This window comes from Dactylosporangium sp. NPDC049525 (assembly GCF_040676755.1).
Taxonomy (GTDB): Bacteria; Actinomycetota; Actinomycetes; order Mycobacteriales; family Micromonosporaceae; genus Dactylosporangium.
The window spans coordinates 60,297-80,447 of sequence record NZ_JBFAPO010000019.1 but is presented as its reverse complement, the minus strand read 5'-3'; the positions used below and the strand labels follow the sequence as shown (position 1 = coordinate 80,447).

15 protein-coding genes are annotated in these 20,151 nt (G+C 71.4%); 10 read left to right on the top strand and 5 right to left on the bottom strand.

Features of this window, described 5'->3' with window-relative positions; genetic code table 11:
- Positions 1-157: 157 nt before the first annotated feature.
- The 3 genes from AB0K00_RS26350 to AB0K00_RS26340 all read left to right on the top strand — a co-directional run bounded on the left by AB0K00_RS26350 (position 158) and on the right by AB0K00_RS26340 (position 2,918).
- Positions 158-1,390 carry a class I SAM-dependent methyltransferase gene (locus tag AB0K00_RS26350; protein ID WP_363524780.1) on the top strand — a complete coding sequence of 411 codons (1,233 nt, stop codon included), beginning with the start codon at positions 158-160 and terminating at the stop codon, positions 1,388-1,390.
- A 6-nt stretch (positions 1,391-1,396) separates the two neighbouring features.
- On the top strand, positions 1,397-2,209 hold the full coding sequence (locus AB0K00_RS26345) for a sugar phosphate nucleotidyltransferase (RefSeq protein WP_363524778.1): 813 nt from the start codon (positions 1,397-1,399) through the stop codon (positions 2,207-2,209).
- A 79-nt stretch (positions 2,210-2,288) separates the two neighbouring features.
- Positions 2,289-2,918 carry a PIG-L family deacetylase gene (locus tag AB0K00_RS26340; protein WP_363524775.1) on the top strand — a complete coding sequence of 210 codons (630 nt, stop codon included), beginning with the start codon at positions 2,289-2,291 and terminating at the stop codon, positions 2,916-2,918.
- Here AB0K00_RS26340 and AB0K00_RS26335 read toward each other — a convergent pair.
- From AB0K00_RS26335 to mce, 5 genes are all read right to left on the bottom strand, one after another.
- Positions 2,915-4,267 (bottom strand): hypothetical protein, encoded by a 1,353-nt coding sequence (locus AB0K00_RS26335; RefSeq protein ID WP_363524772.1) that lies wholly within the window; start codon positions 4,265-4,267, stop codon positions 2,915-2,917. The two genes, AB0K00_RS26340 and AB0K00_RS26335, sit on opposite strands and share 4 nt — an antisense overlap.
- A 255-nt stretch (positions 4,268-4,522) precedes the next feature.
- A complete protein-coding gene (locus tag AB0K00_RS26330; protein ID WP_363524769.1) occupies positions 4,523-7,003 on the bottom strand; it encodes a hypothetical protein in 2,481 nt (826 codons plus the stop codon).
- Positions 7,004-7,124: 121 nt separating this feature from the next.
- Positions 7,125-8,372 (bottom strand): cell division protein DivIVA, encoded by a 1,248-nt coding sequence (locus AB0K00_RS26325; RefSeq protein ID WP_363524766.1) that lies wholly within the window; start codon positions 8,370-8,372, stop codon positions 7,125-7,127.
- A 312-nt stretch (positions 8,373-8,684) separates the two neighbouring features.
- The gene (ccrA, locus tag AB0K00_RS26320; protein WP_363524763.1) at positions 8,685-10,034 is read right to left on the bottom strand and encodes a crotonyl-CoA carboxylase/reductase; all 1,350 of its coding nucleotides are present in this window, start codon (positions 10,032-10,034) and stop codon (positions 8,685-8,687) included.
- Between the two features lie 157 nt (positions 10,035-10,191).
- On the bottom strand, positions 10,192-10,668 hold the full coding sequence (gene mce / locus AB0K00_RS26315; protein WP_363524760.1) for a methylmalonyl-CoA epimerase: 477 nt from the start codon (positions 10,666-10,668) through the stop codon (positions 10,192-10,194).
- Positions 10,669-10,741: 73 nt separating this feature from the next.
- Between mce and AB0K00_RS26310 the strand changes: the two genes are divergently transcribed.
- From AB0K00_RS26310 to AB0K00_RS26280, 7 genes are all read left to right on the top strand, one after another.
- A complete protein-coding gene (locus tag AB0K00_RS26310; protein ID WP_363524758.1) occupies positions 10,742-11,929 on the top strand; it encodes an acetyl-CoA C-acetyltransferase in 1,188 nt (395 codons plus the stop codon).
- 72 nt (positions 11,930-12,001) lie between these two features.
- Complete coding sequence (gene meaB / locus AB0K00_RS26305; RefSeq protein WP_363524755.1) at positions 12,002-12,979, top strand: methylmalonyl Co-A mutase-associated GTPase MeaB; 978 nt, start codon at positions 12,002-12,004, stop codon at positions 12,977-12,979.
- A gap of 45 nt (positions 12,980-13,024) precedes the next feature.
- Positions 13,025-16,066, top strand: a complete 3,042-nt coding sequence (locus tag AB0K00_RS26300; protein WP_363524752.1) for an FtsX-like permease family protein — start codon at positions 13,025-13,027, stop codon at positions 16,064-16,066.
- Positions 16,063-16,932, top strand: a complete 870-nt coding sequence (locus AB0K00_RS26295) for an ATP-binding cassette domain-containing protein (protein ID WP_363524749.1) — start codon at positions 16,063-16,065, stop codon at positions 16,930-16,932. The genes AB0K00_RS26300 and AB0K00_RS26295 overlap by 4 nt, the downstream gene beginning before the upstream one ends.
- Positions 16,929-17,579 carry an ATP-binding cassette domain-containing protein gene (locus AB0K00_RS26290; protein WP_363524746.1) on the top strand — a complete coding sequence of 217 codons (651 nt, stop codon included), beginning with the start codon at positions 16,929-16,931 and terminating at the stop codon, positions 17,577-17,579. Before AB0K00_RS26295 ends, AB0K00_RS26290 begins: the two co-directional genes overlap by 4 nt.
- Positions 17,580-17,650: 71 nt before the next feature.
- The gene (locus tag AB0K00_RS26285; RefSeq protein WP_363524743.1) at positions 17,651-18,328 is read left to right on the top strand and encodes an Asp23/Gls24 family envelope stress response protein; all 678 of its coding nucleotides are present in this window, start codon (positions 17,651-17,653) and stop codon (positions 18,326-18,328) included.
- Positions 18,329-18,443: 115 nt separating this feature from the next.
- The gene (locus AB0K00_RS26280) at positions 18,444-20,117 is read left to right on the top strand and encodes a methylmalonyl-CoA mutase family protein (RefSeq protein ID WP_363524740.1); all 1,674 of its coding nucleotides are present in this window, start codon (positions 18,444-18,446) and stop codon (positions 20,115-20,117) included.
- Positions 20,118-20,151: the final 34 nt, after the last annotated feature.

Here is a 20,151-nt window from a genome sequence, read left to right as displayed (position 1 = left end):
TCGGACTTCTTACTCTGGCGTTGAACCGCTGTCTTCTGTGACCGCTAGCTTCTTGGCTTGGATTCTGCCTTAGGCTGACGCGTCCACATCTTGCTCCCGCGGTATAGCTTCCGCCTTGTAGCAGGAGCCTAGCGCCAACGATTATTTTGGGGGACGCATGCCCGTTGTCTCGTGCCGGCTCTGTGGCGCCGAGCTCACCGAGACCTTCGTCGACCTCGGTATGTCACCTTTGTGTGAGAGCTATGTCTCCGCAGACAAGGTCGACGCGCCGGAAACGTTCTACCCACTGCACGTGCGCACCTGCTCTGAGTGTCTGTTGGTGCAGCTCCCGGCGTACGTGGCGGGTGAGGAGATCTTTTCCGACTACCTCTACTTCTCCTCCTATTCATCATCCTGGGTGGAGCACGCACGGCAGTACTCGGTCGCGATGATCGAGAAGCTCAACCTAACGGCCGAGAGCCTGGTCGCCGAAGTGGCCAGTAATGACGGGTACCTTCTGCAGCACTTCGTGACCGCGGGTATTCCGGTGATCGGCGTTGAGCCAGCCGGAAATGTCGCAGCGGTGGCCCGCGAAAAGGGGATCCGGACGGAGGTGTGCTTTCTCGGACCGGAAACCGGCGAATCGGTCGCGGCGCAATACGGCCGCGCAGACCTGGTTGCCGCAAATAACGTCTATGCGCACATTCCGGACATTATTGGCTTCAGCCAAGGTCTGGCAAACTTGGTCAAACCGGACGGATTGGTCACGCTCGAGTTCCCGCACCTGCTCCGCCTGATCGAGCGCCGGCAGTTCGACACGATCTACCACGAGCACTACCAGTACCTGTCGCTGCTCACCGCGTCGCGGGCCCTCGCCAAGGGCGGGCTGACCGTCGTCGACGTGGAGGAGCTCGGCACGCACGGGGGTTCGCTGCGCGTCCACGCGCAGCGGAGTGAGACGGCGGGTGAACCTTCGGTCGCCGTCAAAGCCGTCCTCGACGCCGAGGCCACGGCCGGACTGCACACCTTCGAGGGGCACCAGGGTTTCGCCGACGAGGTCTTCACCATCAAGCGCGACCTGCTCGACTTCCTGATGCGGGCCCGCGCCGAGGGCAAGCGGGTCGTCGGCTACGGCGCCCCGGGCAAGGGCAACACCCTGCTCAACCACTGCGGCATCCGCGAGGACCTGCTCGAGTACACGGTCGACCGGTCGCCGCACAAGCAGGGCATGTTCCTGCCGGGCACGCACATCCCGATCCATGAGCCGGAGCGCATCGCCGCGGACCGGCCCGACTACGTCCTCGTCCTGCCGTGGAACCTGCGCACCGAGATCAGCGCGCAGCTGTCCTACGTGCGTGACTGGGGCGGCAAGCTGGTCTACCCGATCCCGGCTCTCGACGTTGAGGGGTAGTTTGTCGTGAAGGTCGTCCTGTTCTGCGGTGGTCTCGGCATGCGGATGCGCGAGGGCACGAGCAACGTGCCCAAGCCGATGGCGATGATCGGCGATCGGCCGCTGCTGTGGCATGTCATGCGCTACTACGCCCACTTCGGACACACCGACTTCGTCCTCGCCCTGGGCTACGGCGCGGCCGTGGTCAAGGACTACTTCCTGCACTACGACGAGACGCTGTCCAACGACTTCACCCTCGTCGGCGGCAACCGTGACGTGCAGCTGTTCTCGACCGACATCACCGACTGGAACATCACGTTCATCGACACCGGCCTCAAGGCCACGATCGGTGAGCGGCTCATGCGCGTGCGCAAGTACGTCGAGGACGAGCCGATGTTCCTGGCCAACTACGCCGACACGCTGACCGACGCGCCGCTGCCGGAGATGGTGGAGCGTTTCCGGGAGTCCTCCGCGGCGGTCAGCATGCTCGCCGTGCCGCCGGTCTCCACGCACCACGTCGTGGAGATGGGCCCCGACGGTGCCGTCTCGCGGGTCCGGGACTTCCGCGAGCTGATGACCTGGGAGAACGGCGGCTACTTCATCATGCGGCCGGACATCTTCGACGCCCTGCGCGACGGCGAGGACATGGTGCCGCACGCCTTCGACCGGCTCATCCCGGACCGGAAGCTGCTCGCCCAGCAGTACGACGGGTTCTGGCGCGCGGTCGACACGTTCAAGGACCGCGCGGAGATGGAGGAGGCCTACAACCACGGCAACTGCCCGTGGATGCTGTGGGATTCCGCCCGCCGCCCGTCCCTCGTCCCCACGCAGCGCGCATGACCGGTCCGGAGCGTAGCGGAGGGGCCGGTCATCAGGGGCGCAGTGTCAGATCAGGCGGCCGGAGCGGAGCGGAGGTCGCGTGATCGAGTTTTCGCTGGCCGGCGTGCGATCCGTCGTCGCCCTGGGTGCCCACCCGGACGACATCGAGATCGCCGCCGGCGGCCTGCTGCTGTCCCTGCCGGCCGGCGTCACCGTCGACTACGTCCTGGCGACCGGCGTGCCGGCCCGCCAGGACGAGGCCCGCGCGGCCGCGACCGCGTTCCTGTCCCAGGGCACGGTCACGTTCCACCTCAACGACCTGCCCGACGGCCGCCTGCCCGCGCACTGGAACGCGACCAAGGAGATCGTCGAGGCCGCGGCCCGGCTCGGCACCCCGGACCTGGTTCTCGCGCCGTCAACCGACGACGCGCACCAGGACCACCGGTTGCTCGGCTCGCTGGCCTCGACCGCGTTCCGGGACTCCCTCGTCATGCACTACGAGATCCCGAAATGGGACGGCGACCTGTCCCGGCGCAACGTCTACGTGCCGCTGTCCCGCGAGCAGGGCCGGCGGAAGGTCGAGCTGCTGCACGAGCACTTCCCGTCGCAGAAGGCCCGCGACTGGTGGGACGACGAGGTGTTCCTCGGCCTGGCCCGGATCCGCGGCATGGAGTGCCGGGCCCACTACGCCGAGGCGTACACCGTCACGAAGTCCGTGGTGCGCTTCTAAGGTCCTTGGGTGACGGGCTTGCCGCCATCGAGGTAGACGTTGCTGGCTTCCCAGGTGACGCCGTCGAGGTCCTCGTTGGAGGCAGGCCCGTACCGGCTGTTCTGCACGAACACGTTGTTGCGGAACACGACCTTCTCCGCCTTGGTGTCCGGGCGCAGGTTCACCGTGTAGTTGCCGCCGGTGAACAGGTTGTCCTCGACCAGGAGGTCGCTCAGCTTCGGGGCGGTCTCCGAGCCGAGCTGGAAGCCCGCGTTGAACGGGTCGTTGGTCGTCGGGTTGAACGCCTCAAGGGTGTTGTGCCGCACGATCATGTGCTCGCCGCCGGTCGTCTGCAGGATGTCCTGGTGGTCCTTCTCATCGGTGAAGACGAGATCGTGGATCCAGTTGTCCTCGATGACGGCGCCGTCGGAGACGCGCGGGCCCTCGTTGAGGTGGTGCATGTTGACGCGGCGCATCGTGTAGTGGCCGAAGCCGACACCGAGCCCCTGGCCCTCGCCCACGATCTCCGTGTCCTCGATGAGCAGGCTCGCGCCGGGCACCACGTCGTCGAACACCCGGATGATCATGCCGCCCTTGTTCTTGCAGCTGATCTTCGACCGCTTGATCGTGACGTTCTTCGCCTTGATGTCCAGGCAGTCGGTGAGGATCTTCCCGTCGATGACGGCGTCGTTCTGGGTGATCGCATACGGTCCCGTGTACGGGGTGAGCACCGTCCCGGCGGGCACGCCCGTGTTGTCCGGGCCTGGCCAGGGCTTCGCCGCCTTGACCGGACCCGCGACCAGGCCGGCGCCGGCGGTCGCGTGCTTCTTGCCCGGCTCTGAGAAGGCGTAGCTCGCCTTGTAGGGCTGGTCGTCGACCGTCGAGTCCGTGACCACCGCGGGGGCGCCGGCGAAGTGCTGGAAGCCGGTGGCGCAACCGTGGACCTTCACCTTGGTCGCGGTGTAGCCGCCGTTGCCGACGCCGACCATGTCCTTGGCGTCGCACCACACCTCGGTGTTCTCCACGACGGTGCCGCTGACGCCGGGGAACACCCGGATCGCCACGGTGCCCTTGTGGTGGACGGTCGAGTTGATCACTTTCACGTTGTCGGCCTTGATGTGCAGCGCCGTGGTCAGCTGTTGCCCGTCGATGACGGTGCCGGCGGTGCTGATGACGGTGGCCTTCTCGCCGCTGCTCGGCTGGCCCTTCGACCCGCCCGACGCATACTGCACGACCGCGAACGTGCCGGCCGCCAGCACGAGCACGATGGCGACGCCGATCGCGACGCGACCGGTGAGCCGGCGTGGTCTGGAAGGCGGGGCGGTGTGGCGTCCGGGCTGGTTTCGTTGCACCTGCTCCGTGCTGCTCACGCCGTCACCTCCGCTGCGCTGCGGCGCCGCCGTGAGCTCAACCTGCAATCCCGGTGAGCGGCTCCTTCGCGACGCTTCGGACCGCTCACAAAATCCCCCTTGTACGTGACTCGGCGCGCAGACCCGCGGACGATACGTGATCCGTCACCACGTCCTCAACCTGAGTGTCGGCTTTCCGCACCTGGCGCACAGGGACTTTCGGCAGTTCGGACAGGCTGGACCGACGTGATGTCAGACTTCTCGCCCGATCTGCCGCTATTCGGCGGAGACCTTCACCTTGCCGTTGCCGTTGGTCCCGCCCCCAGCGGTGCTCGTGGCCGGGGCGGTGGTTGCCGCGGACTGCGTCGGGGCGGCGCCGGCCGGCGCGGTCTCCGCGTCCCGGCGGGCGGCCTCCCGGATCGCCTCGGCAGCCCGCTCGGCCTCCGCGACGGTTTGCGCGGCGCGCTCGGCGGCCTCGGACCCGGCGGCGTTCGCGAGCTCGTCGATCTCCTGTGCCCGCCGCTGCGCGGCCTCGACCCGCTCCTCGGCCTGGCGCAGCCGCTCCTCGGCCGCGGCGACCTTCTCGCTCAGCGCGTCGGCGTCGACGGTCTGCTGCCGCAGCTCGGCCAGGCGCGCCTCGGCGGCCGCGACCTGGGTCGTCAGGTCCGACTCCTGCGAGCGCAACCCGGCCAGCTCGGTGCTCAGCGCCGCCTCGGCCTGGGCGACCTTGCTGGTCAGCGCCGTCTCCTGCTCGCGCAGCTCGGCGAGGCGGGACTCCGTGGTCGCGGACTCCTTGACCCGCCGCCGCAGCTCGGCCTCCTGCGCCGCGGCCTCGGTCAGCCGCCCCTGCAGCGCCGTCTCCTGCGTCCGCAGCTCGGCGAGCCGGGCCTCGGCGTCGGCGGCCTCCTTCGCCCGCTCCCGCAGCTGCGCCTCCTGGGCCGTCAGCTCGGTGATCCGCTGCTCGGCGGCGTCGGCCGCGGCCAGCCGCTCGGTCAGCGCCCGCTCCTGCTCGCGCAGCTCGGTCAGGCGCGCCTCGGTGGCGGTGACGTCCTTCTCCCGCTGCTCCTGGCCGTCCTGCGCCGCGGCGGTGGCGGCGAGCCGCTCGGTGAGGGCCTGCTCCTGCTCGCGCAGCTCGGCGAGGCGCGCCTCGACGGCGGTGGCGTCCTTGAGGCGCTCGCGGAGGGCGACCTCCTGCGACTGAACCTCGGCCAGCCGGGCCTCGGCCGCGGCGAGCTTCGCCGTGACCGCCTCGACCTCGGCGGCCTTGGCGCTCGCCTCGGTGGCGGCGGTGGCTTCGGCGGCGGTCACGGCCGAGGCCGCCTCGGTGCGCAGCGCGTCGGCCTCGGTGTTCGCGGCGGCGCGGAGCTGGTCGGCCTCGGCCTTTGCCGTGGCGCGTGCCTCGGCGAGCTCGCGCTCGGCCGTGGCGCGCAGCTCGGCGAGCTCGGTGTCATGGGCGGCGCGCAGGTCGCGCAGCTCCTGCTCGATCGCGGCGCGGGCGGCGGCCGCCTGCTGCGCGGCCTCGGCGCCGGCCTTCTGCGTCGCCTCGTCGGTGCGCTTCTGATGTGCCTCGGTGGCGGTGGCGTGCGCCTCGGCGGCCGCGGCCTCGGCCTTCGACACCGCCGTGTCGGCGATGGCCTTCGCCTGCGCGGCAGCCTGCTCGGTGACGGCGGTCGCGGACTGCTCCGCCTGGGCGGCGACGGCCGCGGCCGCCTCCTGCGCCTGGGCGGTGACGCTCGCAGCCTGCTCCTCGGCCCGCGCGGCGACGGTGGCCGCGGCCTCCTGCGCCTTGGTCGCGACATCCGCGGCGGCCTGCTGTGCCTGCGCGGTCACCGCCTCGGCCTGCTGCTGTGCCTGCGCCGTGACCGCGGCCGCCTGCTGCTGCGCCTGCGCGGTCACGGCGTCGGCCTGCTGCTGTGCCTGCGTGGTCAGGGCGGTGGCCTGGTCCTTCGCCTGCGCGAGGGTGGCCGCCGCCTGCTGCTGCGCCTGCGCGGTGACGGCGTCGGCCTGCTGCTGGGCCTGGGTGGTGACGGTGGTCGCGTGCTGCTGCGCGGCGGCGGCGTGCTGGTCGGCGTGGGCGCGGACCTGCGTCGAGTGCTGCTCGGCGCTCGCCCGCAGCGACTGCAGCTCCTGCTCCGCCTGGAGCCGGGCCTGCTCGAGCTGGGCGGTGACGGCGGCGGTGATGCGCTGCGCCTCGGCGTGTGCCTGCGTGACGATCCGCTCGGCCTCGGCGCGTCCGGCGGCAGCCCGCTCCTCGACCGCGCGGGTCTCCGCGTCGAGGGCAGCGCGACGCTCCGTAACCAGACGCTCCTCCTCCGCACGGCGGGCGGCGAGGGCGAGCTCGAAGTCCTCGTTGGCCTTCGCGGCACGGCCACGGGCGTCGGCGAGCAGCCGCTCGGCCTCACCCCGCAGGCCGGAGATGTCATGCACGGCGTTGGCGCGGATCGACTCGGCCTGATCTTCGGCGAGGCCGAGGATCTGCTCGACGCGGGCGCCCAGGTGCCGGAACGAGACTTCGCCCACGGGACCGCGTCGCCGCAGGTCAGCCAGCTCCATCTGCAGGTCCTGGACCTGTGACGCGAGCGCCTGGACCTGGCCCCAGACCTCTTCGTTCTCCAGCTTCAGGGCATGGATCTCGTTCTCTGACTGAGTCCAGTACTTGTCGACCTGGCTGCGGTTATACCCACGCAGTGCGGTCTCGAAGTCGGGCTCTGAAGAGACGCCGCCCGGGCCTGTGTCGAAGAGGTCGCCGTCTGCCATAACACCCATCCTCACACGCAACGTCCCGCCACGCGCAATTACACACCGCGCATGACGGGACGTGCGATCGAACTCCCCGTGAATGATCGAGAAGCGGCCGGATCACCGCGCCCCGCGAGCGTCAGGCAGAGACCTTGTCACCGTCGCCGGACTTGGCCTTCTTGGCGTCGGCCGGGCCACCCTGCTGCGGCGGCTGGACCGACGGCATGATCCCGGCGAGACCGGAGAGCATCTGGCCGAGCTGCGAGGTGACCGCGTCCTTCTGGCGGGTGAGGTCGTCGACCTCGCGCCGGGCGCGCTGCGTGGTCTCCTCGGCTTCGGCGCGAGCCTCGCTGAGCTGACGGTGTGCCTCGGCGCGAGCCTCGTTGACCGTCTTCTCCGACAGGTTCTTGGCCTTCTCGAGGGTCTCGGCGGCGCTGCGCTCGGACTCGACCCGACGGGCCTCGGCCCGCTGCTCGATCTCCTTGGCCCGGTCCTCGGCGGCCCGTGCCCGGCTCTCGGCCTCGCCGACCAGCTTCTGGGTCGCGGCGACCGCGGAGGCGTGGCGGGCGGACTCGTCGCGCTCCGCCTTCTCCTGCCGCTCGGCGATCTCCAGCGCCAGGGACTGCAGGTCCTTGTCGCGCTTGTCGCGGGCGTCGGTGAGCAGCTTGGTCGCCTCGGCGCGCTTCTCCTCCGCCTCGCGGGCGGCCTTGGCACGCAGCTGGGTGATCTCCCGCTCGGCGGTGGCCCGCAGCGTCGCCACCTCACGCTCGACGGTCGCCTTCAGCTCGGCCACCTCGTGCGCGGTCGCGGTGCGCAGCTGCTTGGTCTCCCGCTCGGCGTCGGCGCGCAGCGTGTCAGCCTCGCGGCGGGCCTGGACCCGGACCTCGGCGGCCTCCCGCTCGGCGGCGGTGCGCACGTTGCCGGCCTCGCGCTCAGCGGTCGCCTTCATGGCGGCGGACTCGGCCCGCGCCTTGTCGGTGATCTCGCGAGCCTCGAGACGCGCGGCGGAATTGATGCCCTCGGACTCCCGCTTGGCCTCGCTCCGGTGGTCGTTGGCCTGCTCCTCGGCGAGCCGCAGGATCTGCTCGACCCGCGTGCCCAGCCCCGACAGCGTCGGACGGTTGTTCTCTTCCAGCTGCTTGTTCGTGTCGCTCAGCTTCTGCTCCATCGTGCCGAGCCGCTGCTCGGTCTGACGGATGCGCCGCTGGGACTCGGCGAGGCGACCCTCGGCCTCTTCGCGAGCCTGGTTGGCCTGCTGGAGCTGCGCGTTGATGCGCTGCATCTTGGCGTCGACCTGGGCACGGTCATAGCCGCGCAGGACGACACTCAGCTCTTCGTGGTCCGAGCCGTTCTGAAAGAAGTCAACCGAGGACTGCTGCTGGGGCATTGGCACATACTTGCAGACCACGGGGGGGCTTTCGCAAGGGTGCAACGGCACTCTTCCGAGATGGTCACAAGGTCAACTTCACCGTGGCAGGACACGCCACGTTTTTGTCCTGCTTTGTCGGCGTGTCGACTGGCCGTCCGGCCAGCTCAAGGTCACCGAACGGCGCGCGGACCGAGAGAATGCCCACCCTGGATGACATGGCGTTTTTGCCGGCAGCGGGCAAAAACAACCGTGCCGGGAGGGCCACATCGTTGTGACCGTCCCGGCGCGGGGTCCTTCGGATGGGCCTGCCTCCGCGTCTCGCGCGAAGGGTCAGCTGTCGCGGAAGCGGTTGATCGCCTGTTCGTGCTTGGCGCGCAGGTCTGGGTCGCGGACGCCCAAGCCTTCCGAGGGGGCGAGGCAGAGCACGCCGACCTTGCCCTGGTGCGCGTTGCGGTGCACGTCGTGGGCGGCCTGGCCGGTCTGGTCCAGTGCGTACGTGCGTGACAGCGTCGGGTGGATCCGGCCCTGGGCGATGAGCCGGTTCGCCTCCCACGCCTCGCGGTAATTGGCGAAGTGGCTGCCCACGATGCGCTTGAGGCTCATCCAGAGGTACCGGTTGTCGTACTGGTGCATGAACCCGGAGGTCGACGCGCAGGTGACGATGGTGCCGCCGCGCTTGGCGACGTAGACGCTGACGCCGAACGTCTCGCGGCCGGGGTGCTCGAACACGATGTCCGGGTCGTCGCCGCCGGTCAGGGAGCGGATCTCCGCGCCGAACCGCCGCCACTCCGCGGTGTCCTGGGTGTGCTCGTCCTTCCAGAAGGTGTACGAGGAGCGGTCGATCACCAGTTCGGCACCCATGGCCCGGCACAGGTCGGCCTTCTGCGGGCTGGACACGACGCAGACCGGGGTCGCGCCGCCGTTGAGGGCGAACTGCGTCGCGTAGGAGCCCAGGCCGCCGGACGCGCCCCAGATGAGGACGGTGTCGCCCTGCTTCATCTGGGCGCCGTGGTGCGAGACGAGCTGCCGGTACGCGGTGGAGTTGACCAGCCCGGGGCAGGCCGCCTCCTCCCAGGACAGGTGGGTGGGCTTCGGCATGAGCTGGTTGGCCTTGACCAGGGCCAGCTCGGCGAGGCCGCCGAAGTTGGTCTCGAAGCCCCAGATCCGCTGCTGCGGGTCGAGCATGGTGTCGTCGTGGCCGGCGGCGTCCTCGAGCTCGACGCTCAGGCAGTGCGCGACCACCTCGTCGCCCGGCTTCCACTTGCTCACGCCCGGGCCGACCTTGAGCACCACGCCGGCGGCGTCGGAGCCGACCACGTGATAGGGCAGGTCGTGGCGCTTCGAGAGGTCGTTGAGCCGGCCGTACCGCTGCAGGAAGCCGAACGTCGAAACCGGCTCGAAGATCGAGGTCCAGACGGTGTTGTAGTTGACCGCGCTGCCCATGACCGCGATCAGCGCCTCGCCGGGGCCGACCTCCGGGGTCGGCACCTCCTGCACGTGCAGGGACTTGCGGGGGTCCTTGTCGCGGGTCGCGAGCCCGTCGAACATGTCGGTCTCGTCGGCGCGCACGACCACGCCGCGGTACGACGCCGGCACCGGCAGGCCGGCCACGGCGCGGAGCTCGGCTGCCGGGTCCGCGGCCCGCTCCGCCTGCATGATCGCGTCGAGGATCTGCTGCACCGCTGGCTCCTAACGTCCGGGATGAAGGCAACAAGCGTGGGACCCCGGAAAGTGGGGTGCCTATGGGGATCGGCGACACATCTCGATGCCCTCAACCGGACGTTACTGAACGGTAGCTAGCTCAGGAACGGGCCTGTGAAGAAGTCCACTGGCCAGTTCAGGAGTGGTTGCTCGAAGTTGCGCGGAATGGCTCCACCAGCTCCACGAGTACGCCCCCGGCGTCCTTCGGGTGAACGAAATTGATGCGCGAGTCGGACGTGCCGCGGCGCGGCGACTCGTACAGCAGGCGGACGCCGCGGGACCGCAGCTCGGCGCAGGTCGCATCGATGTCGATCACCGTGTACGCGAGCTGTTGCAGGCCCGGACCGCTGCGGTCCAGGAACTTCGCGATGTTCGAGGCCGGGCTCAGCGGGGCGAGCAGCTGCAGGCAGCCGCCGTCGGTGGTCGGCCCCACCGAGAGCATCGCCTCGCGCACCCCCTGCTCCTCATTGGTCTCCTCATGCACCACGCGCATGCCGAACACGCGTGCGTAGAACTCGATGGCTACGTCGAGATCGGCCACCGCGATACCCACGTGATCGATGCGGAGGATGCCGACGGGTGAGATATCCAACTGCGGGTCGGAAGACGTCATAGCGATAGTCTGAATCCCTAGTAATCGTTCAGTCGCGACGGTGCGATGTGAACCATCTCTCGGAGGCCACCCGATGACTCAATCGGTGATCGTCAACGGCGCCCGCACGCCGATGGGACGACTGCTCGGCGCGCTCAAGGACTTTCCCGCCACCAAGCTCGGCGGCGTCGCGATCAAGGCGGCGCTGGAGCGCTCGGGCGTTTCGCCCGAGCAGGTGCAGTACGTGATCATGGGTCAGGTGCTGACCGCCGGCGCCGGCCAGATCCCCGCCCGTCAGGCCGCGATCGACGCCGGGATCCCGATGTCGGTGCCGGCGCTGACCGTCAACAAGGTCTGCCTGTCCGGCCTCGACGCGATCGCCCTCGCCGACCAGCTGATCCGGGCCGGCGAGTTCGACATCGTGGTCGCCGGTGGCATGGAGTCGATGACCAACGCCCCGCACCTGCTGCTCGGGCAGCGTCAGGGCTACAAGTACGGCGACGTCGTCATCAAGGACCACATGGCCCTGGACGGCCTGACCGACGCCTACGACCAGGTGTCGATGGGCGAGTCGACCGAGCGCCACGTGGCGCGGCTGGGGATCACCCGCGAGGCGCAGGACGCGTTCGGCGCCGCCAGCCACCAGAAGGCCGCCGCCGCGCAGAAGGACGGGCGCTTCGCCGAGGAGATCGTCCCGGTGGAGATCCCGCAGCGCAAAGGCGAGCCGTTGCTGGTCACCGACGACGAGCAGATCCGGCCGGAGACCACGGTCGAGACCCTGGCCAAGCTGCGGCCGGCGTTCAGCAAGGACGGCACCATCACCGCCGCCACGTCCTCGCCGATCTCCGACGGCGCCTGCGCGGTCGTGGTCATGAGCAAGGCGAAGGCGGAGGAGCTCGGGCTGACCTGGCTCGCCGAGATCGGCGCGCACGGCAACGTCGCGGGCCCCGACAACTCGCTGACCAGCCAGCCGTCCAACGCGATCCAGCACGCCCTGGGCAAGGCCGGCCTCACCACCGCCGACCTCGACCTGGTCGAGATCAACGAGGCGTTCGCCGCGGTGGGCGTGCAGTCGACCGCGGACCTGGGCATCGACCCGGCGATCGTCAACGTCAACGGCGGCGCGATCGCGCTCGGCCACCCGATCGGCATGTCCGGCGCGAGGCTCGCCCTGACCCTCGCGCTGGAGCTGCGCCGCCGCGGCGGCGGGCTCGGCGCCGCGGCCCTGTGCGGCGGCGGCGGGCAGGGCGACGCGCTCCTGCTCCGTGTCCCGAAGCAGTGAAGTGTCCCCAAGCGGTGAACCAGCGATCATTCAGGACATGAGCGAAGGCAGCGAAGCCAAGGAACCGCAGCGGTGAGCGTCCGGCGGTCGCGGGACGTGCCCGATCTGGTCGCGAAGGCGCGGGAGGGCGACCCCCGTGCCGTCGCGCGGCTGGTGTCGCTGGTCGAGGACGGCGACGAGGTGCTGCCGCAGGTCGCGGCGGCCCTCGCGCCGTTCGCCGGCGACGCCCACGTCATCGGGCTGACCGGCGCTCCCGGCGTGGGCAAGTCGACCACCACCAACGAGCTGGTCCGCGCGTTCCGCAAGGCGGGCCGTCGCGTCGGCGTGCTCGCCGTCGACCCGTCCAGCCCGTTCACCGGCGGGGCGATCCTCGGCGACCGGGTCCGGATGCAGGACCACGCCACGGACCCGGGCGTCTACATCCGCTCCATGTCCAGCCGGGGGCACCTCGGCGGGCTGTCGGCGGCGACCCCGCAGGCCGTGCGGGTGCTCGACGGCGCCGGCTGCGACCCGGTCGTCGTGGAGACCGTCGGCGTCGGCCAGGCCGAGGTGGAGATCGCCGGACTCGCCGACACCACCCTGGTGCTGCTCGCGCCCGGCATGGGCGACTCGATCCAGGCGGCGAAGGCCGGCGTGCTGGAGATCGCCGACATCTTCGTGGTCAACAAGGCGGACCGGGACGGCGCCGACGCCACGTACCGCGACATCCAGGGCATGATCGGCCTCGGCGAGCGCGCGCCCGGCCAGTGGCGGCCGAGGGTGCTGCGCAGCGTCGCCGCGCGGGCCGAGGGCATCGAGGAGATCGTGGCGACGATCACAGAGCACCGTGAGCATCTGAAAGACACGGGGGAGCTGCGCCGCCGGCGGGAGCGACGAGCGGCCGCCGAGATCGAGGCGATCGCCCTGGGCACGCTGCGTGCCCGCATGGAAGACCTCCGGGACGGCGAGGTCCTGGCCGGTCTTGCGAAGAGCGTCGCTGACGGTGACCTGGATCCGCACACCGCGGCGGCCGAGCTGGTGACCATGACCGAGCAGCGGAACGACCGCTAAGGTCTGCGGGTCAACCTTCAGCTCGACCAGCACAGGGGGCACATCTTGACGGCCTGGACCGTCATGTTGCGTGGCATCAGGTATCGGGCCGGCCGGTCGTTCGTGGTCTTCCTCCTCGCCGTGACGGCGACCACGGCGGCCGTGCTCGCACCCGCGTACAGCCGTGCCGCGCAGCAGTCCGTGCTCACCGACGGCCTGTCCGCCGCGTCCACCGACGCGACCGGGCTGACCGTCGGGGCAAAGGGCACCGCAGACAGCGCCGCGTTCAAGGACCTCGCCGAGATCCGGCTGGCCATGAACGCCGTGCTCACCAAGGACCAGCTGCTCGCCGACCGGCTCGACCTGCCGGTCGCGGCAATCGACACCGAGGTCGCGTTCGGTGACGTGGGCGCCAAGCTCGCGTACCGCGACAACGCCTGCTACCACCTGAAGATCGACGGCGACTGTCCCGACAACCCGGGCGAGATCGCGGTCAGCCGGCGCACCGCCACGGCCCGCGACCTGAAGGTCGGTGACCACCTCACCGTCCGCATGGGGCCGGCGACCGGCGGGCACGACAAGACCTTCACGATCCGCGGCATCTACACCCCGACCGACGGCGACGCCGCGTACTGGGGCCGCACCTCCTACTTCAGCGCCGCCGCGGGAGGCGAGGGGGAGCGGGCCGACGCCCTGTTCTCCATGACCGAGGACGACCTGCGCCTGGAACGCACGGCGACGCTGGCGACCCGCCTGGAATACCCGCTGCGCGCCGACCGGGTCAGGCTCGACGACGTCGCCGGGCTCCGCGACGGCATCCAGACCCTGGGGGACCGGCTGCGGGGCGAGGAGCTCGAGGTCACCACCACCCTCCCGGCGGTCCTGCGCGACATCGACACCGACCGCGCCAGCATCGGCCGCACGGCGCCCGTCATCGCCGTACCATTGCTGCTTTTGTGTTGGTTTGTGCTTTTTCTGCTTGTTGCCTCGCTCACCGACGAGCGGGCGCCCGAGATCGCGCTGGCGAAGCTTCGTGGCTATCCGTCCGGGCGGGCCGCCAGGTTCGGCCTCGGTGAGGTGCTGCTGCTGACCGTCGCCGCGGTGCCCGTCGGGATCGTCGCCGGGCTGCTGCTCGTGCAGGGCGCCGCCGGCGCCCTGCTCGCCGACGGGGTCCGGGTCGAGGTGCGCTGGCCGGTGTTCGCCGCCGCCGGCATCGCCCTGGCCGCGGGCCTCGCCGCCGCCGTCCTCGCCGGCCGGCAGACCCTGGCCAGGCCCGTCCTGGGCCTGCTGCGGCGGGTCCCCGAGCGGGGCGGCTGGCGGGCCGGCGTCGCGGACGGCGTCGTCGTGGCGCTCGCCGCGGCCAGCCTCGCCGCCGCCGTCAACGACCGCGGCTCACCCCTCGCGCTGCTCGCGCCGCCGCTGCTCGCGGTGGTCCTCGGCGTCGCCGCGGCCCGGCTGCTCGGCCTGTGGTCGCACGCGCGGCTGCGCATCGCCCGCCGCCGCGGCCGGATCGTGCCGCTGCTGTCCGCCGCGCAGCTGTCCCGCCGCCCCGGTGGCCAGCGGCTCGTCGTCGTGGTCACCGTCGCGGTGGCGCTGCTGACGTTCGCCGCGACCGCGTGGGACGCCGCCGCGCAGGCCCGCCGCGACACCGCCGACGACACCGTCGGTGCGCAGCGGGTCCTCACGGTCGCGGCCGACCACCCGTCCGCCCTGGAGGCGGCGGTCGACAAGGCCGACCCCGGCGGCCACGCCATGGCCGTCGTGCGGGCCAGCCAGCGCTTCGACAACGCCCCCATCGAGCTGCTCGGGGTGCAGTCCGCCCGGCTGGCGGGCGTCGCGGTGTGGCGCGGGCACTCCGCGGCCGAGGTCGGCGACCTGGCCGCGCGGCTGCACCCGAACGTCGCCGCGCCGCTGCGGATCGGCAAGGACCTCGCCGCCGAGATCTCCGTCGACGCGCTGCCGGCCAAGCCGGCGCTGCGGGTCGCCGCGATCGTCGCCGCACCGGGCCAGCCACCCCGCACGGTCGCGCTCGGCGGGCTGGTGAAGGGGACGAAGACCTACCGCGCGACCCTCAACGGCTGCGCGGACGGCTGCCGGCTCGTCGGCCTGGCCATCGGGCGGGCCGCCGGCGGCAGCGACCCCTTCACCGTCAGCGTCGCCGTCCGCGGCCTGCAGAGCGACGGCGGGCCCCTCGTGCCCGGCTTCGACCTCGCCGGACGCTGGCAGGCGCGGCACAGCGGCGGCGGCGCCCAGGTCAGCGTCCGGGCCGGCGCCGCGCTCGGCGTCGACGTCTCCGGCAGCGACCCCGCCGACGCCGTCGTCGAGCACGTCGACACGCCCGACGCGCTGCCCGCCGTGCTCGCCGGTGGCGCGCCCACCGACGACGCGACCGCGGCGGCGTTCAAGCTGCCGGGCTTCTCCGACCAGCCGCAGCCGTTCACGGTCGCGGCACACGCCGCCGGCCTGCCCAGGGCGGGCCGGCGCGGGGTGCTCTTCGACCTCGACTACGCCACCCGGATGGCCGAGCGGGGCGCCAGCCTCGCCGACAACGCCACCCTGCGCTACGAGGTGTGGGCCTCCGCCGCCGCGCCCGCGGACCTCGACCGGCGGCTCGCCGCGGCCGGGGTGCAGGTGCTGCGCACCGAGACCATCGACGGGCAGCTGTCGCAGCTGGCCCGCCGCGCGCCGGCGCTCGGGCTGTGGCTCTACCTGCTCGCCGGCGGGGCCGCGATCCTCCTGGCGATCGGCGTGGTGCTGCTCACCGCGTACGTCGGGGTCCGGGCCCGCCTCTACGAGCTGGCCGCGCTGCGGGTGGCCGGGGTGCGGGCCGGGCAGCTGCGCAGGGCGGTGTTCCGGGAGTACCGGGCGCTGCTCGGCCTGCCGCTCGTCGTCGGTCTCGCCGCCGGCCTGGTCGGCGCGATGGTGATGCTGCCCGGGATCCCGCTCGTCACGGTCGGGGTCGCCTCGCCCGTCGCCCTGCGGCTCGGCATGGGCGCGTTGCCCGTGGCGGTCGCCGTCATCGTGGTCGGTCTGTTCGCGGCGGTACTGATGGTGCTGCGGCTCATGGGACGCGCCACGCCGGAACGACTGCGGGACGGTGCCCAGTGACCGGACTCTCGGTGACCTGTCGTGGACTGGTCTACATCTACCGCCTGGAGGGCTACGACGTCGTCGCCCTGTCCGGGGTCGACCTGGACATCTCCCCGGGCGAGTCGGTCGCGCTGCTCGGCCCGTCCGGCTCCGGCAAGTCGACGCTGCTGTCGCTGCTCGCCGGGCTCCTGCCGCCGTCGGCGGGGCGGGTCAGCGTCGGCGCGCACGACCTGGTCCGGGCCACCCCGGCGGAGCTGCAGCAGCTGCGGGCCACCGACGTCGGGGTGGTGCTGCAGGGCGCCTCGCGCAACCTGCTGCCCTACCTGACGGCGGAGCAGAACGTGCGTTTCGCCCAGCGGGGCGCCCCCGCCGACCGGCGGCGGCAGCTGCCAGACCCGCGCGAGGTGCTCGCGACCGTCGGCCTGAGCGGGCGGGGACGCAACCGGCAGCGGCCGCAGCGACTCTCTCCTGGTGAGCGTCAACGGTTGGCGCTCGCCGTCGGGCTGGCCGCCCGCCCGGGACTGCTGCTCGCCGACGAGCCGACCAGCCAGCTCGACACCCACGCCCGCGACGAGGTGCTCCTCGCCCTGGACGCGGTCCGCCGGGCCGGCACGACCGTGGTCGTCGTGACGCACGACCCGGATGTCGGCCGGCGGATGGGCCGCACCGTCACCATCCGGGACGGGCGGGTCGGTGCCGAGGGCCGGCGCGGAGAGGACTACGCGGTGGTCGGTCGCGACGGTACGGTGCACCTGCCGCAGGAAGCGCTGCGCCTGCTGCCGCCCGGTTCGCTGGTCGGCGTCGAGCCGCAGCCCGACGGCACGGTGCTGCTGGTGCCCGCCCGGTCCCCGGTGTTGTCGCAGATGTTGGAGGACGTGCAGTGAAGACGTTGACGGTCGACGGCGTCACCGTGGCCTATGAGCGTGACCACCCGGTGCTGCGGGACGTGTCGGTGGTCGTCTCACCGGGCCAGATCCTTGCCGTCACCGGACCCTCCGGGGCCGGCAAGACGACCCTGCTGTGGGCGATGGCGGGCCTGCTGAAGCCCGCGGCCGGTGTCGTGGCCGTGGACAGCACGCCGTTGCGCGACCGCGACCACGCGGTGGCCGAGAAAGTCGTGCTGATCCCGCAGGACAACGGGCTCGCCGCGATCCTCACCGCGCAGGAGAACATCCAGGTGGCGATGATCGCCGGCGGTGCGCCGCCGGCCGACGCCCGGCGGGCGACCGTGTCGTCGCTGGAGCGGCTCGGCCTCGCCGGCCAGGCCGACCAGCTGGTCGAGGAGCTCTCCGGCGGCCAGCAGCAGCGCACCGCGATCGCCCGCGGGCTGGCCCTGCACGGCGCCGTGGTGCTCGCCGACGAGGTGACCAGCGAGCTGGACTCCACCAACCGGCAGAAGGTCATGGAGATCCTGCAGGAGGAGGCCCGCCGCGGCGCGGCGGTCGTCTTCGCCACCCACGACCCCGAGGCCGCGGCCGCCTGCGACCGTGAACTTCATCTGTCCGACGGCGTCGCGCAACTCGTCCGCTAAAAGGACGGTCCCCGTGGTGGCCGGGCGCGAGTACGCTCGCGCTCGGCCACCGACCTAGGGGAGTTTTTGACATGACCGACGTGACCGCGGGTCTCCCCGCACAGCGCACTGATGTGGACGACCCGGACATGACCGGCGACGCGCTCTCCATCGAGCCGGCCGCTCCGGGGTCCGTGGCGGGCGCCACCACCGGCGAGCGGGTCAGCGCGTTCGCCTCCGACACCGCCGAGCGGGTCGGCGAGTTCGCCAGCACGACCGCCGACCGGGTCGGCGAGTTCGCCACGACCACCGCGGCCGCGTCCGGGCGGATCGCGTCGCAGGTCGTCGACCGGCTGCGCAACAACGCCGAGCTCGCCGCCGAGCGGGGCACCACCACCATCGCCGACGAGGTGGTCGAGAAGATCGCCGGCATCGCCGCGCGCGAGGTCCCCGGCGTCTACGACCTGGGCGGCGACGTCGCCCGCGTCTTCGCCTCGGTCCGCGACCGGATCGGCCTCGGCGACGACGAGCGCGAGCACGGCAACCGCGGCGTGAGCGTCCGGCTCGAGGGCCGTTCCGCGGCCGTGCAGGTCACGCTCGTGATCGAATACGGCTTCGTGCTGTACTCCGTGGCCGAGAAGGTCCGCGCCAACGTCATCGGCGCGGTCGAGAACCTGCTGGGCCTCGAGGTCACGTCGGTCGACATCGTGGTGGACGACGTCCACGTGAGCGACAAGCTGCCCGAGTCGGTCGAGGCGTCCGCAGCGTAAGGGTCACGCTTCGGAGGGTGGGAGTTCACCCACCCTCCTTAGCGATCGTTCAGGAAGCGCATACCATCGACGGTGAGACGGACACCCCGATCACCCCGAGGAGCGCCGACACCCGATGGACGCCCACGACATTGCCGAGGGCCGCGCCCGCTGGCAGCGCCGCTATGACGAGGCCCGCAAGCGCGACGCCGACTTCACCACCCTGTCCGGGACCCGGGTCGACCCGGTCTACGGCCCGCCCGAGGGCGCCGACGTGCCCGGCTTCGAGCGCATCGGCTGGCCCGGCGAGTTCCCCTACACGCGGGGCCTGCACCCGACGGGGTATCGCGGCCGCACCTGGACGATCCGGCAGTTCTCCGGCTTCGGCAACGCGCAGCAGACCAACGCCCGCTACAAGATGCTGCTCGGCGCGGGCGGCGGCGGGCTGTCCGTCGCCTTCGACATGCCCACGCTGATGGGCCGCGACTCCGACGAGCCGCAGTCGCTCGGCGAGGTCGGCCACTGCGGCGTCGCCATCGACTCCGCCGCCGACATGGACGTGCTCTTCGACGGCATCCCGCTGGCCGACGTCACCACCAGCATGACCATCTCCGGTCCCGCGGTGCCCGTCTTCTGCATGTACCTGGTGGCCGCCGAGCGCCAGGGCGCCGACCTGAGCGTGCTGGACGGCACCCTGCAGACGGACATCTTCAAGGAGTACATCGCGCAGAAGGAGTGGCTCTTCCCGCCCGAGCCGCACCTGCGCCTTATCGGCGACCTGATGGAGTTCTGCGGCAAGGAGATCCCGCGCTACAAGCCGCTGTCGGTCTCCGGCTACCACATCCGCGAAGCGGGTTCGACGGCCGCGCAGGAGCTCGCGTACACCCTGGCGGACGGCTTCGGATACGTGGAGCTGGGTCAGTCGCGCGGCCTGGACGTGAACCGGTTCGCGCCCGGCCTGAGCTTCTTCTTCGACGCGCACATCGACTTCTTCGAGGAGATCGCGAAGTTCCGCGCCGCGCGGCGGATCTGGGCCCGCTGGCTGCGCGACGTCTACGGCGCCACCAGCGAGAAGGCGTTGTGGCTCAAGTTCCACACGCAGACCGCCGGCGTGTCGCTCACCGCGCAGCAGCCCTACAACAACGTGGTCCGCACCGCGGTCGAGGCGCTCAGCGCGGTCCTGGGCGGCACCAACTCGCTGCACACCAACGCCCTCGACGAGACCCTGGCGCTGCCCACCGACGAGGCCGCCGAGATCGCCCTGCGCACCCAGCAGGTGCTGATGGAGGAGACCGGCATCACCAACGTCGCCGACCCGCTCGGCGGCTCCTGGTATGTCGAGGACCTCACCGACCGCATCGAGGCCGAGGCCGAGGCGATCTTCCAGCGGATCCGCGACATGGGCGGCGACGGCACCATCACCGCCGGCATCCTGCGCGGCATCGAGGACGGCTGGTTCATGTCGGAGATCGCCGACAGCGCCTTCATCTACCAGCAGGCCGTCGAGAAGGGCGACAAGCGGGTCGTCGGCGTCAACGTGCACACCGGCTCGCTGACCCGGGAGCTGGACATCATGCGGGTCTCGCACGAGGTCGAGATCGAGCAGAACAAGCTCCTCGGTGCCCGCCGCGCCGAGCGCGACAACGCCCTGGTCGAGCGCAAGCTGGCCGAGATGGTCGACGCCGCGCGCGGCGGCGGCAACATGATCCCGGCGATGCTCGACGCGTGCCGGGCCGAGGCAACCCTCGGCGAGATCTGCGGCGCACTCAAGGACGAATGGGGCATTTACCGCGAACCGGCACGTTTTTAAGGGCACCGTTACCTAATCTCAATGCAACCGGCTC

Excerpts from the sequence above, each read along its gene's own strand:
- AB0K00_RS26325 (WP_363524766.1), bottom strand. The coding sequence starts at position 8,372 with ATGCCCCAGCAGCAGTCCTCGGTTGACTTCTTTCAGAACGGCTCGGAC.
- AB0K00_RS26330 (WP_363524769.1), bottom strand. The coding sequence starts at position 7,003 with ATGGCAGACGGCGACCTCTTCGACACAGGCCCGGGCGGCGTCTCTTCA.
- mce (WP_363524760.1), bottom strand. The coding sequence starts at position 10,668 with ATGACGTCTTCCGACCCGCAGTTGGATATCTCACCCGTCGGCATCCTC.
- AB0K00_RS26285 (WP_363524743.1), top strand. The coding sequence starts at position 17,651 with ATGACCGACGTGACCGCGGGTCTCCCCGCACAGCGCACTGATGTGGAC.
- AB0K00_RS26280 (WP_363524740.1), top strand. The coding sequence starts at position 18,444 with ATGGACGCCCACGACATTGCCGAGGGCCGCGCCCGCTGGCAGCGCCGC.
- AB0K00_RS26350 (WP_363524780.1), top strand. The coding sequence starts at position 158 with ATGCCCGTTGTCTCGTGCCGGCTCTGTGGCGCCGAGCTCACCGAGACC.
- AB0K00_RS26310 (WP_363524758.1), top strand. The coding sequence starts at position 10,742 with ATGACTCAATCGGTGATCGTCAACGGCGCCCGCACGCCGATGGGACGA.